A 13,705-nucleotide genomic window follows, 5' to 3' on the forward strand; every position below is an offset into this window, starting at 1 on the left:
ACCCGGCCGCGGACCGGCCACTTCGTGGCCGCCGCTCCCCAGGGGTCGCGGGTGCGGGGTTGGGAGTGCGGTCATGGCGGATTTGGGGTGTGCGGTGGGGCTGGGAGTGCGGTAGGGCTGCGGGCTGCGGGGTGTGCGGTGGGGCTGGGAGTGCGGTAGGGCTGCGGGCTGCGGGGTGTGTGGTGAGGCTGGGAGTGCGGTAGGGCTGCGGGCTGCGGGGTGTGTGGTGAGGCTGGGAGTGCGGTAGGGCTGCGGGCTGCGGGGTGTGCGGTGGGGTTGGGAGTGCGGTAGGGCGGACTTGGGGCGCACGGTGTGATCGGGGGTGGTGGCTTGGGTGCGGTGGGACGCGTCCAGCTGATCAGGTGAGCACATGGGTAACTCCCCAACTACCTCCCTCCTATTGCGCGGATGACGCAAGGCCGAGAGCTGACAGTCGAGCTACCGGACGACCCGCTGAATATTCGGGGAGGCGGAGGAGATCAGGTGCGGCCGTAGCGGTCGGCTAGGCGGGCTTCGGTGGTCGGTTGGGTGGTGGCCGCGGGGTCGGTCGTTGGAGTGGGTGGGGGGTTTGCCGGCGCGGACGGTTGGGTTCGGTCTCGGCGGCGGGCTCGGAGTTCGGCTACTACGAAATAGCCGAGGCCTAGGGGGGCCATCAGGCCGAAGGCGAGCCATTGGAGGCCGTAGGAGAGGTAGGGGCCTGCGTCGAGTTGGGGGAGGGGGGTGGGGGTGAAGGCACCTGGTTGGTCGGTGGCCAGTTGGAGGTAGCCGCCCTTGTCGGTGCCGGTCGGGATGGGGGTCAGGGGGGTGCCGAGGACGGTGGATTCCTGGGTGGTGTCGACCGTGTACACCTGGCGGTAGCCGTCTTGCGTGGTGGGAGTCTTGTCGGGGACTACGCCTTCGGAGGCTCGGACTCGGGCTTCGATGCGTTGCGGGCCCGCGGGTGGGTCAGCTATCGCGGGTGGGCGGGTGCCGTCTACGGAGGCGACCAGGCCGCGGTCCACCAGGAGGGTGCGGCCGTCGTCGAGGCGGAAGGCGGCGAGGACCGCGTAACCGGGGGCGCCGTCGAGGTGGCGTAGCCGGACCAGGACGGTCGACTCGGGGACAAAGGTGCCGGTCGCGGTCACCTTGCGCCATTCGGTGTGGGTGCTGGTGTCGCCGTCCAGAACATCGGTCACGGCTACGGGGTCGGCTTGCACGGAGTCGGCGATCAGCTGGTTGCGGTGTTCGGTGCTGTCGTTCTTGCCGAGCTGCCATGGCGCCAGGACGGTGAAGCACAGGTAGGCGAACGCGGCGACGATCACCGCGAGGATCAGCCAGCTGGGGCGCAGCAGGAAAGTGAGCTTGCGCATCAGAGCGGCACGTCGGCGGTGTTGCGCGCGTCGAGTTCGGCGTGGACCCAGTCCAGCAGGCCGGGGATGGCGGCCTCGATCTGGTCGCGAACCAGGTCGAAGTCGGACTGGTCGCCGTAGTACGGGTCCGGCACGTCGGAGCCGTCGGCGGCGGGGTCGAAGCTGCGCAGCAGCCTGCGCTGCTCGGTGGGGACGCCGCGGTGCGCGAGCTCGCGATCGTGCCCGGTGTCCAAGGCGATGATCAGGTCGGCGTCACTGTGCTCGGGACCGAAGGTCGCCGCGGTGTGCTCGGTCGGGTAGCCGGCGCGGCGCAGGGTGGCCTCGGTGCGCGGGTCGGCTCCATCGCCGACATGCCACGAACCTGTCCCGGCGCTGCTCACCCGCACCCGGTTCGCGAGACCGGCTCGGTAGAGATGCGCCTCGAACATCTTCGCGGCCATCGGTGACCGGCAGATATTGCCTGTGCAAATGAACGAGACATGTAGTGGACCCACGGGAGCCATTGTCGCCCGTGGCGCCGAATCGCCGCCACGTAGGGTGTTCAGTTGTGCTCGAGGACTCCGTCGACCCCGCGATGTTGCGCCACCACGGCGACGTGGAGGCACGCCCTGGCATGCTCGATTTCGCGGTGAACGTCCAGGGCGTCGCCCCACCCGACTGGCTGCGCGACCGCCTCGCCGCCCGTCTCACCGATCTCGGCCGCTACCCGAGTTCCGACGACGAACACACCGCCCGCGTCGCCGTCGCCGCCCGCCACGGCCGCGCGCCGGACGAAGTATTGCTGCTGGCGGGCGCCGCCGAGGGGTTCGCGATGCTGCCCCGCCTGGCACCCCGCCTCGCCGCCGTCATCCACCCGTCCTTCACCGAGCCCGAACTGGCACTGCGCGAGGCAGGCGTCCCGGTCACCCGGGTGATCCTGGAACGGCCCTACACCCTCGACCCGACCCTGGTCCCCGAGGAAGCCGACCTCGTGGTCGTCGGCAACCCCACCAACCCCACCTCGATCCTGCATCCCGCCGAGACGATTCAGGCACTTCGCCGCCCCGGCCGGATCGTCGTGATCGACGAAGCCTTCGCCGACGCGGTCGTTGGTCGGTGCTCGCACTCCGGCGAGAGCACCTCGCGCCGGTCGCCGGCCGGCTCGACCGGCATTGATGGCGCGTCGGATAGCCGTCTGTTCGGTCAGCACAGAGCCGACGCTGGTGATTCGGCCGACGTTCGATCCGGTGGCATCGCGGATACGCGCTCGGGTGGGAATCTCCCCGATGCGAGTCCGATCGGCCGCGTCGTTTCGGGTGAGCCAGAGTCGTTGGCCGGTCTTTCGGCGCCCGATGTCATCGTTTTGCGCAGCCTCACAAAAACGTGGGCGCTGGCCGGTTTGCGTTGTGGCTACGCCCTCGGTGCTCCCGAAGTCCTGGCTCGGCTGACCCATGGCCGCCCGCACTGGCCGCTCGGCACCCTCCAGCTCGAGGCGATCATCGCCACCGCCGAACCCTCCGCTGTCGCCGAATCCCGGCAGCACGCGCACCGCATCGCCGCTGACCGCACCGCGATGATCGACCGCCTCACCGCGCTGGGCCTCGACGTCCACACCCCGGCCACCGGGCCCTTCCTCCTCCTGCGTGTCCCCGACGGCGCGCTGCTGCGCAAGCGCCTCGCCGACCGCGGCATCGCAGTCCGCCGCGCCGACACCTTCCCCGGACTCGGTCCCGACCACCTCCGCGTAGCGGTTCGTGGTGCCGCCGAAGTCGACCGGTTGATCGATGCTCTGAACGCAGCACTGTGGTGACCCCGACAAAGACCATTCCCACGCGACGAAGGAGGCGGCGGTGACCGACCTGGCCGAACTGATCGGGGTGCTCGACGCGGCGTACCCGCCGAGACTGGCCGAATCGTGGGATTCGGTGGGGCTCGTCTGTGGTGACCCCGGACAGGAGGTCACCAAGGTGGTGTTCGCCGTCGACGCGACCGCCGCGGTTGTCGACGAGGCGATCGGTTGGGGCGCACAGGCTTTGGTCGTCCATCATCCGCTGCTGTTGCGCGGGGTCGACACCGTCGCCGCCGATACGCCGAAAGGCGCTCTGCTGCACCGGTTGATCCGATCCGGCTGCGCCCTGTTCTCCGCCCACACCAACGCCGACTCCGCCGACGCGGGTGTCTCCGATGCGCTCGCCGCGGCCGTCGGCCTCACCGTCACCGGCCCGTTGGATCCCAAACCGATTGCCTCCGTGGATAAATGGGTCATCCAGGTGCCCCAGACCCACACGGCTTCCTTGATGTCGGCCTTGTTCACGGCAGGCGCGGGCGCGATCGGCGACTACCGCGAAGCCGCCTGGTACACGGCGGGCACCGGCCAATTCCTGCCGATCGCGGGCGCCAACCCGGCGATCGGCGCGATCGGCACGGTCGAAAGGCTCACCGAGGACGCCGTCGAGGTGGTCGCGCCCCCGACCTCCCGCCTCGCAGTCCTCGCGGCCCTGCGTGCCGCCCACCCCTACGAGGAACCCGCCTACCACGTCACCGAACGCGCACCCCTGCCGTCGTCACTCGGCATCGGCCGTATCGGCGAACTCCCACAGCCCGAAACCCTGCGCGAATTCACCGCCCGCGTCGGCGTCGGGCTGCCCCGCACCGTCTGGGGTGTGCGCGCCGCGGGTGATCCGGAACGCATCATCGAACGCGTAGCCGTCTGCGGCGGCGCGGGTGATTCCTACCTCGACAAAGCCATCCGCGCCGGCGTCGACGCCTACCTCACCTCCGACCTGCGCCACCACCCCGTCGACGAACACCTCCGCCGCGGCGGCCCCGCCCTCATCGACGCCGCCCACTGGGCCACCGAATTCCCCTGGTGTGGCCAGGCCGAACAGTTCGTCAACACCGCCCTGCCCGCGGTGCAGACCCGCGTCTGCACGCTGCGCACCGACCCGTGGACGGTCAGCGGCTAGTTTCTCGCCGCCGGGATCGGCGAGGTTCGGCGATGTCTTCGGGTCATGGCGTGATCACACCCTGCGGCGCGGTACGGTTGATCGATCCATCCGTCCACTGTGTTGTAGGAGTTCGTGCGCGTTGAATGTCGAACCGTCGGTCCAGACCAAGCTGTTGCAGCTCGCAGGTGTCGATGCCGAGTTGACGCGCATCGCCCATCGCCGTTCCGCGCTGCCCGAGCAGCAGGAAGTGGCACGACTGGCGGCCGAGCGCAACGGCTACAAGGACGCGGCCGTGGCGGTGGAGATCGGCATCGACGATCTGGACCGCGACATCCGCAAGCTGGAGGGTGAGGTCGACGCCGTCCGCAAGCGCGAGGACCGCGACCGCGGCATGCTCACCGCGGGCACCGTCGCCGCCAAGCAACTCTCCGAGATCCAGCACGAACTGGGCAGCCTGGAGCGTCGCCGCTCGGTGCTCGAGGACGAGCTGCTGACCGTGATGGAACAGCGTGAGGCGATGCTCGCCGACCACGACCACGCGGGTGCGCGGCTCAGCAAGGCCGACCACGACCTCGAAGATGCCGAACGCCTGCGCGATGAGGCGATGGCCGATCTCGAAGTGGCGCAGCAGCGTTGCGAGAAGGATCGCTCCGAGCTGATCGGCCTGTTCCCCGCCGACCTGATCGCCGTCTACGACAAGCAGCGCGCGGCGCACGGTGTCGGCGCGGCCCTGTTGCAGGCTCGCCGCTGCGGCGCCTGCCGGATCGAGATCGACCGCGGCGAGATGCAGCGCATCGCCAAGGCCGCGCCCGACGCGGTCCTGCGCTGCCCGGAGTGCAGCGCGATCATGGTGCGTACCAAGGAATCGGGGCTGTGATCGCGGCGGTGCGCCGATGAGCGAGGTGATCGTCGAAGCCGACGGTGGCTCGCGCGGCAATCCCGGCCCGGCCGGTTACGGCGCGGTGGTGTTCGCCGCCGATCACGTGCGGGTGCTCGCCGAACGCAAGGAGTTCATCGGCGTCGCCACCAACAATGTGGCCGAATATCGTGGTCTCATCGCGGGTTTGGCGGCTTCGGCCGAATTGGGCGCGCGGGTTGTCACGGTGCGCATGGATTCCAAACTCGTCGTCGAACAGATGTCGGGACGCTGGAAGATCAAGCACGCCTCGATGATTCCGCTCGCCGAGCAGGCGCGGGTACTGGTCGCCGGATTCGATCGGGTGAGCTTCACCTGGATTCCGCGCGCCGAGAACGCACACGCCGACCGGCTCGCGAACGAGGCGATGGACGACGGTGAGCTCACCGCGACCGTGCGCGAGGCCGTCGCCGCCGGACATGCCGCCGGTGATGAAGTCGCGGTGCCGAAATCGGCTGACGCGATCAAGTTTACGCCCGGCTGGACCGGCGCCGTCGGCAAGCCGACCCGCTTGCTGCTGCTGCGTCACGGCCAGACCGCGCTGTCGGTGGAGCGCCGCTACTCCGGTCGTGGCAACCCGCCGCTGACCGACCTCGGTCGCGAACAGGTCGAGCGTGCCGCGAAAATGCTTGCCGCCAAAGGCGATATCGCCGCCGTGGTGAGCTCCCCACTGCAGCGGGCCCGTTCCACCGCCGAAGCCGCCGCGGCCGCCCTCGATGTGCCGCTGCGCATTCTCGACGGCCTCACCGAGACCGACTTCGGTGACTGGGAAGGTCTCACCTTCGCCGAAGCCGCTCAGAGCGATCCGATCCTGCACCGCGACTGGCTCGGCGACCCCTCGATTCCCGCACCCGGCGGCGAGAGTTTCGATCAGGTGCGCGAACGCGTCGAAGGGGTGCGCCGCGATCTGGTCGCGCTGTACCCGGGCCAGAACGTGGTGGTGGTCAGCCACGTGACCCCGATCAAAACCCTGTTGCAGTTGGCGCTTGGTGTCGGCCCGTCGCTGCTGTACCGCCTGCACCTCGACCTCGCGTCGCTCTGCATCGCCGAGTTCTATCCCGACGGGGGCGCCTCGGTGCGCCTGGTGAACGACACCTCATACCTGTGAGCTAGCCGGTCCTCGCCCGGGCACGGTACGGTCGCCCCGGCGCACGGTCGGCGTAACGACGACGCCGCATTGCCCGACAGATTCTCGGGCGTGCGGATGCGCGGCCACACAGGAAAGGTACTTGATGAGGTTTCTACGGATGGCGGCGTTTGCGGCGGCCATCGCGGGGGTGCTCACCGCGTCCGCGGGTGCGGGTAGCGTGACGGCCGACCCGAGCGTGGTGCTCGGCGCGGCTTCGGGCATCGTCTTCGACAACAACTCCGGTTGTTCGCTCACGGCCATCGGCCACGACGGGGCGGGCCGCCTCGTCGGTCTCACCGCGGGACATTGCGCGCCGACCGGCTCGCGCGTCGGCGCCGAGCAGGCGCTCGCAGCAGGCGTGATCGGTACCGTCGCGTACTCCGACGACGGCGACTACCTGGATTTCGCTGTGCTGCAACTGGATGCGTCGAAGGTGCTGCCGGTGCGCACCATCGGCCAGACCACCGTCGCGGGTATCGGTGGCGCGCCCGGCCCCGGTGCCACGGTGTGCTCGGACGGCCGCACCAGCGGTCGCAGCTGCGGGATGGTGTGGGGTGAACTCGAAGGCACCTCCATCAACCAGTACTGCTCGCAGCCAGGCGATTCCGGCGGACCCGTCGTCGTGGGCGACCGTCTCGTCGGCATGAACCAGGGCCGCCTCACCGGCCTCGGTCCCGTCGACTTCGACGTCCCCTGCACCGGTGGCGCCAACCCGATCCACTCACCCGCCTACTTCCAGCCCATCCAGGTGATCCTGGACGTGCTCAACCGCGCAGGCGGCGTAGGCGCGGGCTTCCAGCCCATCTGATCCACCCGCGAAACCACAAGGGCTCAGCACCATTTCGGTGCTGAGCCCTTCGTGCCTGTTCCATCACTCCATGGTGCCCCACTGCCATGGCGTATCCGGGCGGTTCAGGGGCGAAGGACCGACACCAGGAAGTCGGTCTGGTCGCGCACTACCTGCTCGAAGACATCATCGAAGTACACATCGAAGTGGCCGACCGGATACTGCTTGACCACAGCGTGTTTGGTGCGTTGGGCGGCCTTGCGGGTCGGCCCGGCGGGGGCGATCGAGTCGTTTTCGGCGATCGCGTAGAAGACGGGGACCTTCAGGGATTTGGCGCGGCGACCGGGGGAGTCGAACAGTGTCGAGAAGGCAATGCGGGCACCGACTTTGGGGTCGTAGCTGTCGCTCTCCTCGGCGAGTCGGCCGAAGCCCTCCGGTACGTCGGTGGCGCTCATCAACGCCGCGGAGCGTTTGCGCCCGGCTAGTCGGATGCGGATGGGTTTGCGGCGGATCGGGCCGATGAGCAGGTCGGTGGCCGCGATGGTGGCGACCTTGGTCAGGCTGATCGGGCCCTTCGTCATCGACGATGCCCACCCGCTGGTGAACGGTACCTGGGCCACCACCGCGGCCAGGTAATCGTCATCGGGCGCCACCGCGAGCACATGTCCACCGCCGAAGGATGTGCCCCACAGCGCGATCCGGGTGGCATCGAAGCCACGGATGCTGCGTGCGTAGGCGATTGCGGCCTTCCAGTCCTGCCGCTGACGGGCGATGTTGAGTACCTGGCGAGGCGAACCCTCACTGGCACCGAAATTTCGGTAGTCGAAGGCAAGCACCCCCATTCCCGCGGCGACGAACCGCCGCGCATACCGATCCAACCCCATCTCGCGGGTGGCCCCGAGCCCGTGTCCCATGATCACCAACGGCCGCGGCCGTGGCGCACCGTCGGGCAGGTAGAGCCACGCGGCGCACTGCTGGTCACCCGAGGGGAAACTGACGTCGACACGTTCCATGAGTCAATACCGTAGCGAGTACTCTGTACCGGCGGGTGAGTCGGTCGGGCGACCGCGGTAACGGGAACGGGCACCAACAGTGCCGCTGCCCGGTACCGAGGAAAGTCCGGACTCCACAGAGCAGGGCGGTTGTTAACGGCAACCCGGGGTGACCCGCGGGACAGTGCCACAGAGAACAGACCGCCGCACGCGAGTGCGGTAAGGGTGAAACGGTGCGGTAAGAGCGCACCAGCGCCCCGGGTGACCGGGGCGGCTAGGTAAACCCCGCCCGGAGCAAGGTCAAAGGTCGCATCGGCAACGGTGCGGCTGCGCAGGTGTTCGAGGGCTGCTCGCCCGAGCCTGCGGGTGGACCGCTCGAGGCACCCGGCAACGGTGTGTCCAGATGGATGGTCGCCCCCCGATGCGAATCGGGGACAGGATCCGGCTTACAGGCCGGCTCGCCCGCCCACGAAACGAGAAGGCGGCGGTTCCCACCGGGAACCGCCGCCTCGCTTCGCCGCACAGGGCTCAGCACATCAGCTTGGACATCTGGTAGACGGCCGTGGCCTCTTCGGTGGTCGCGGCGGTGTCGCCGTTCTTGGCCGCCGCGAGGATCGTGGCAATGGTGTCGGCCTCGGACTTGCCCGCCTTGATCTCGGAGCAGGAATGGTTCAGCACCGCGGCCACGGCGGCGTCGTCACGCCCCTGCGCCAGCTTGGGGAAGGCGTTGCGGTAGCTCACCACGAACATGCCCGCCTTGCTGGCTTCGACCTGGAAGGCGGGCGCGGGGGTGGTGGAGGGGGCGCCGGCGGAGGAAGAGTCGTCGCTGCAGCCGGCCAGAAGCAGGGCGAAGACGGAGGCGCTGGCCGCGATGGCGGCGGTAGTTCTACTCACGCAGCGGGATGCTAGCGGCCCAGGAAACACGCCGCTTCCCCTGTGGTTATCGGGAAGCGGCATGTTCTGGATCGAAGCGGTGAGCTACCCCGGGTTAATCGCCAGCAGATGCGCCCAATAGCTGGCCGCGTCCGGTCCGAGGATCGGCGACAGGTAATCGAAAATCAGCCACGACATACGTTCGCAAACTCCCATTTATCGACGTGAGTGCCGCACAACCCGGCAGCTGCCGAGTGCGCCGCCGCCACAGTAACAATTGCCCGCGATGTCGCCGCGCTCGTGTGTCTTGACGGCGAAATTGCGCTGGAACTCGCCGGGAACGTGAGCGAGGTCATAGAGTGATCGCCGTCGGCAGGGCTCGCTGCCACTTCCTCGGGCCCAACACATTCGATCGCGGAAGCAGGTCACATTTACATGCGGGTAGTTCGTTCCATTGTCGCCGGTGCACTGATCGCCGGAGCCGCTGCGGTTTTCGCAACGCTTGGTGCCGGTTCGGCGAGCGCGGTCGCGGTGACCCCGCTCGCAGGCGGGGTGCAGGTCGACCTCAGCCCGGCTGATACCGCCTGGGTGCACCAGTCCCGATTCGGCCTGACCGTGGCCGGTCTGCCGCATCCGTCGGCGGCCTCGTTCGGTCAGGCACTCGACGCGGCCGCGACCGTGTCCTCGGCCGTCCCCAACGGCCGGGTCACTTTCACGGTGTACGGCCCGCTCGATCAGCTCAACGGCACCATGCTCGCTCTGAAGTAGGACTCGCTACTCTGCGAAGATGGACTTCGAACACAGGACGAGTAGTTCGCCGGATCGGGGTCGGACCATTGGTCTGCAACTCCATCAGCGGATCGTCTCGGCGCCGGTCGACTTCGGCGCCATCCGTTCCGAATTCGGACTGGCCTCGGAATATCCAACCGAGGCCGTCTCCGAAGCCCGCGACGCGGTAGACGCGTTCGCGGGCACCCGGGTCGATCGGACCGATATCGAGTTCGTGACCATCGACCCGCCCAGCGCGCTGGATCTGGACCAGGCGCTGCATATCGAACGCACTCCCACCGGCTTCACCCTGCATTACGCGATCGCGGATCTCGGTGCGGTGATCGTGCCGGGCAGTGCGCTCGCCGCGGAGGCCGAAGTGCGCGGGCAAACTTTCTATCTGCCCGACGGCAATGTCGCGCTGCATCCGACGGTGCTGTCCGAGGGCACCGCGAGTCTGCTGCCCGGTGTCGACCGGCCTGCCGCGTTGTGGACCATCGAGCTCGACAATGGTGCTGTGCCGCTGAGCTTTTCGGTGACGCGCGCGTTGGTGCGCTCTCGGGAGCGGTTCGATTACGCGCAGGTGCAGGCCGCCGCCGACGCTGGAACATTGCCTCCGTCGTTGACCGCGCTGCCCGAATTCGGGCGGCTGCGGATCGAGGAGGGGTTCGAACAAGGTGCTATCTCGCTGCGTTTGCCCGCGCAGGAAGTGGTTCCCGACGGTGACGGTTGGCGCCTGCAGTTGGAGCCGCGGACCGCCGCCGACGACTGGAACGAGCAGGTCTCGCTGCTCACCGGAATGTGTGCTGCGCGAATCATGGTGGAGCACAATGGGATCGGCTTGCTGCGGACGATGCCACCGCCGCCGGGAAGCGCGATCGAATCGATGCGGCGCACGGCAGCGGCGTTGGGGGTCGACTGGCCTGCTGAGGTGCCGGTGGGGCGGATGCTCGCAGGGCTCGACGCGAATACGCCCGCGGCGCTGGTGTTGATGTCGGAAGCCACCGGATTGTTGCGTGGGGCGAGTTACACGCTGCTCGCCGAACTCGACGATCCGTCGCCGGAGCAGTTGACGCACAGTGCGATCGGGGCTCCATACGCGCATGTCACGGCGCCGCTGCGGCGGTTGGCCGATCGGTTCACCACCGAGATCTGCCTGGCGCACAGCGCGGGGGTCGAGGTGCCGCAGTGGGTGGTGGACGGGGTGAAGAGCGCTGCCGAGACGATGCGGCGCACGGACGCGGTGGCCAACAAGGTGGATCGTGCGTGCGTCGATCTGACCGAGGCCACTGTTCTCGCGCCTCGGGTCGGCACCGAGTTCGCTGCCGTGGTCTTGCGTGATGCCAACGGGTCCCGGCCCGCCGAGATCTTCGTCAGCGAACCGCCGATCCTCGCGCGATGCGAGGGGGAGCCGCCGGAAGGGGAGACGGTCGCGGTGCGGTTGGCTGTCGCTGACCCGGGAACTCGGACGATCGGGTTCGAATATGCCAGGGCGCGTTGATCGTTGGGGACTAGATCGTCGCGGAGATGAAGGCAGCGGCTGCGGGGTAGTGGGCTATGGCGCGGCCCGCGGCCGCTTCTTCGGTGTCGGCCAGTAGTTCGTAGACGGTGGCCGCGGGGCCGTGCGTGTCTGTCCCCACAGCCAGGATGGCTTCGCGGGATTCGACGGCATCTCGGTGGTCGCCGAGGACGGATTGCAGGCGTTTGGCGCGGGCGCCGAGGTCGGCGGCGTCAGGGCCGAGGACGGTGGTCGCGGCCTCGCAGGAATACCGTAAACGCTTGGCGCCCTTGCGGATGTCGTGGAGGAGCTCTACCCGGTCGGCGGGGGTGGCGGTGGGTTCGGCGAAGACCAGCTTGCGCAGCCGTTTGCGGTCGCGGCGCAGCACTCGGTCGAAGACGTCGGTTGCGTTGTCGCGGGCGAGTTCCGGTGCGAGTGGGGGATCGGTGCGCCAGGCTTTCAGGACTTTGCGCAGGCGGCGGTAGCGCTTGCCATCCAGTGCGCCCAGTACCTCCGCGTGGGCATCGGCGTAGGCCTGGCGGGAGGCGCCGACCAGGGAATCGGTGACCTCGGTCGGGACCGCGTCGTAGCCGGACAGCAGGTCGGTGAACCGCTCGGCGCGGACCTCGGCGTCGCGAGCCACGCCGAGCAGGTCGGCCAGCCATTTGAGCTCCGCTTCGGTGGCGGCGGCCTCGTCGGCGTCGAACAACCTACGGTAGGAGCGCAGGACACTGCGCAGCCTGCGCGTGGCCACCCGCATCTGGTGCACCGAATCGTAGGCATCGGCGCGGACGTCGGGCTCGGCGGCGAACAGCCGGTCGATGTCCTCGCGTAGTGCCGCGACGACGGCTTTTCCGGCCTCGATCGCCATGGTGTCAGCCTCGCTTTCCGAACGTGTCGGTCGCCTCCACCAGGTGGTGGGTGATGCCTGGCTCGTGCGCGGTGTGCCCGGCGTCCTCGACGATGTGCAGGGTCGAGGACGGCCACGCAGTGTGCAGATCCCATGCGCTCACCGCGGGGCACACGATGTCGTGGCGGCCCTGCACGATCACGCCGGGGATGTCGGCGATCCGATCTATGTCTGCCAGCAACTGTCCCTCGTCGAGGAATCCGCCGTGGCGAAAGTAGTGGTTTTCGATCCGGGCGAAGGCGAGGGCGAAGCGTGCTTCAGCGGTTTCGGCGACCCGATCCGGTTGCGGGAGCAGGGAACTCGTCGCGCCCTCCCACGTCGACCAGGCGACCGCGGCATCGAGTGCGACCTGCGGATCGGGGGAGTGCAGCAGCCGGTGATACACCTCGACGAGGTCGTCGTCGCGTTCCTCGACAGGCACCGGTGCCAGGAATTTCGCCCACTCGGCAGGGTAGACACTGCCCGCGGCACCGTTGTAGTACCAGTCGATTTCCTTGCGCCGCAACAAGAAGATGCCACGCAACACCAGTTCGGTCACCCGCTCGGGGTGTGCTTGCGCATACGCCAGACCGAGGGTCGACCCCCACGAACCGCCGAACACCTGCCAGCGCTCGATTCCGAGACGCATCCGCAGCGACTCCATATCGGCGATCAGGTTCGGCGTGGTGTTGGTGTCCAGTGCGGCGCCATCGGCGATGTGCGGCATGGACTTTCCGCAGCCGCGCTGATCGAACAGCACGATCTGGTACACGGCCGGGTCGAAGAATCGCCGCTGCAGTGGTCCGGTGGCGCCGCCGGGACCGCCGTGCACGAACACCACCGGCTTGCCGTCGGGGTTGCCGCTGACCTCCCAGTACACCGACTGGCCGTCGCCGACGTCGAGGAGTCCCTGCTCGAACGGTTCGATCTCGGGGTAGAGGGTGCGCATCAGAACGCCAACCCCGCAGCGAGAGAGGGCAATTCGAGGGCGGTGAGCGCTTCGGTCCGTACCTCGGGGCAGCTTTCGGTGGTTACCCGGTCGATCATCGCCTTGTCGGCGAGCACGTGCCCATTGATGCCACCGTTGCGAAAACCCCAATCGTGCACCATGGCGTTGAGCGAAATCCTGCCGAGCGTCGGCCCCTGCACCCGGAAGTTCGACAGCTCGGGCCGGATCATGTCGCACAGCTGCGCGGCGGAGGACGGGCTGATCGTCAGCGTCCCAGCCGGAGTGGTTGTCGCCGTGGCCGAGGTGGTGGTGCCCGCACTGCCGGTCTGGGCGGGTTCCGCGCCTCCGCACGCAGTCAGCCCCGCGGCGACCGCGATCAACAGTGCAGAACGAGAAATCCAACGGGGTTGCGGCATCGATACCTCTGATAGTCGAAGTGTGTCGCTATCGAGTCTGCCAGTTGTGGTTTTGGTGCGCTGGGCTCGAAGGGCGGGGGCTGGGATTTTGGGTTCGGTAGTCCCAGACGGTTTGACGCTGTGTTTATTGGCGCGCTGGCGCGCGCGTGTCCGCGGCCCTGAGGGGTCGCCGATCAGGGCTCGAGACTAACGCCTTCGGCGTAGCGCTTTCG

At 68.3% G+C, this 13,705-nt stretch carries 14 protein-coding genes, 1 other RNA gene and 1 pseudogene; 8 read left to right on the forward strand and 8 right to left on the reverse strand.

Annotated features, from left to right (window positions below; translation table 11 throughout):
* The 3 genes and pseudogenes from ACFWO8_RS32935 to ACFWO8_RS32945 form a co-directional block, all read right to left on the reverse strand.
* Positions 1-372, reverse strand: a pseudogene (locus ACFWO8_RS32935) (hypothetical protein); the annotation flags it as partial.
* 107 nt (positions 373-479) lie between these two features.
* Positions 480-1,349: an SURF1 family protein gene (locus tag ACFWO8_RS32940; RefSeq protein ID WP_378974594.1), complete on the reverse strand. Its 870-nt coding sequence runs from the start codon at positions 1,347-1,349 to the stop codon at positions 480-482.
* Positions 1,349-1,852: a low molecular weight protein-tyrosine-phosphatase gene (locus ACFWO8_RS32945; protein WP_378974603.1), complete on the reverse strand. Its 504-nt coding sequence runs from the start codon at positions 1,850-1,852 to the stop codon at positions 1,349-1,351. Before ACFWO8_RS32945 ends, ACFWO8_RS32940 begins: the two co-directional genes overlap by 1 nt.
* Before the next feature lie 71 nt (positions 1,853-1,923).
* On the opposite strand from ACFWO8_RS32945, the gene ACFWO8_RS32950 reads away from it, so the two are divergent.
* The 5 genes from ACFWO8_RS32950 (at position 1,924) to ACFWO8_RS32970 (ending at position 7,129) form a co-directional block, all read left to right on the forward strand.
* Entirely contained in the window at positions 1,924-3,138 is a 1,215-nt protein-coding gene (locus ACFWO8_RS32950) for a pyridoxal phosphate-dependent aminotransferase (RefSeq protein ID WP_378974654.1), read from the forward strand.
* Positions 3,139-3,178: 40 nt separating this feature from the next.
* Positions 3,179-4,294 carry a Nif3-like dinuclear metal center hexameric protein gene (locus ACFWO8_RS32955; protein ID WP_378974613.1) on the forward strand — a complete coding sequence of 372 codons (1,116 nt, stop codon included), beginning with the start codon at positions 3,179-3,181 and terminating at the stop codon, positions 4,292-4,294.
* 121 nt (positions 4,295-4,415) lie between these two features.
* Positions 4,416-5,153, forward strand: coding sequence for a zinc ribbon domain-containing protein (locus tag ACFWO8_RS32960; RefSeq protein WP_378974618.1), 738 nt, complete (start codon positions 4,416-4,418; stop codon positions 5,151-5,153).
* Positions 5,154-5,169: 16 nt separating this feature from the next.
* A complete protein-coding gene (locus tag ACFWO8_RS32965) occupies positions 5,170-6,300 on the forward strand; it encodes a bifunctional RNase H/acid phosphatase (protein WP_378974622.1) in 1,131 nt (376 codons plus the stop codon).
* Between the two features lie 139 nt (positions 6,301-6,439).
* Positions 6,440-7,129 carry a hypothetical protein gene (locus tag ACFWO8_RS32970; protein ID WP_378974625.1) on the forward strand — a complete coding sequence of 230 codons (690 nt, stop codon included), beginning with the start codon at positions 6,440-6,442 and terminating at the stop codon, positions 7,127-7,129.
* A 104-nt stretch (positions 7,130-7,233) separates the two neighbouring features.
* Here the strand turns inward: ACFWO8_RS32970 and ACFWO8_RS32975 are convergent, their stop codons facing one another.
* Positions 7,234-8,121 carry an alpha/beta hydrolase gene (locus ACFWO8_RS32975; protein WP_378974631.1) on the reverse strand — a complete coding sequence of 296 codons (888 nt, stop codon included), beginning with the start codon at positions 8,119-8,121 and terminating at the stop codon, positions 7,234-7,236.
* Between the two features lie 36 nt (positions 8,122-8,157).
* On the opposite strand from ACFWO8_RS32975, the gene rnpB reads away from it, so the two are divergent.
* Positions 8,158-8,565, forward strand: an RNA gene (rnpB, locus tag ACFWO8_RS32980) — RNase P RNA component class A.
* Positions 8,566-8,628: 63 nt separating this feature from the next.
* Here the strand turns inward: rnpB and ACFWO8_RS32985 are convergent.
* Complete coding sequence (locus ACFWO8_RS32985) at positions 8,629-8,994, reverse strand: hypothetical protein (RefSeq protein ID WP_378974636.1); 366 nt, start codon at positions 8,992-8,994, stop codon at positions 8,629-8,631.
* Between the two features lie 414 nt (positions 8,995-9,408).
* On the opposite strand from ACFWO8_RS32985, the gene ACFWO8_RS32990 reads away from it, so the two are divergent.
* On the forward strand, positions 9,409-9,741 hold the full coding sequence (locus ACFWO8_RS32990) for a hypothetical protein (protein WP_056821111.1): 333 nt from the start codon (positions 9,409-9,411) through the stop codon (positions 9,739-9,741).
* Between the two features lie 73 nt (positions 9,742-9,814).
* Positions 9,815-11,242, forward strand: a complete 1,428-nt coding sequence (locus ACFWO8_RS32995; RefSeq protein WP_378974659.1) for an RNB domain-containing ribonuclease — start codon at positions 9,815-9,817, stop codon at positions 11,240-11,242.
* Positions 11,243-11,252: 10 nt separating this feature from the next.
* Here ACFWO8_RS32995 and ACFWO8_RS33000 read toward each other — a convergent pair whose 3' ends face one another.
* The 3 genes from ACFWO8_RS33000 to ACFWO8_RS33010 are packed head-to-tail and all read right to left on the reverse strand — an operon-like array spanning position 11,253 to position 13,493.
* On the reverse strand, positions 11,253-12,110 hold the full coding sequence (locus tag ACFWO8_RS33000; protein ID WP_378974641.1) for a CHAD domain-containing protein: 858 nt from the start codon (positions 12,108-12,110) through the stop codon (positions 11,253-11,255).
* Positions 12,111-12,114: 4 nt separating this feature from the next.
* Positions 12,115-13,077, reverse strand: a complete 963-nt coding sequence (gene pip / locus ACFWO8_RS33005; protein WP_378974647.1) for a prolyl aminopeptidase — start codon at positions 13,075-13,077, stop codon at positions 12,115-12,117.
* Positions 13,077-13,493: a hypothetical protein gene (locus ACFWO8_RS33010; RefSeq protein ID WP_378974651.1), complete on the reverse strand. Its 417-nt coding sequence runs from the start codon at positions 13,491-13,493 to the stop codon at positions 13,077-13,079. Before ACFWO8_RS33010 ends, pip begins: the two co-directional genes overlap by 1 nt.
* Positions 13,494-13,705: the final 212 nt, after the last annotated feature.

It is taken from the genome of Nocardia sp. NPDC058480 (assembly GCF_042720495.1).
Classification (GTDB): domain Bacteria; phylum Actinomycetota; class Actinomycetes; order Mycobacteriales; family Mycobacteriaceae; genus Nocardia.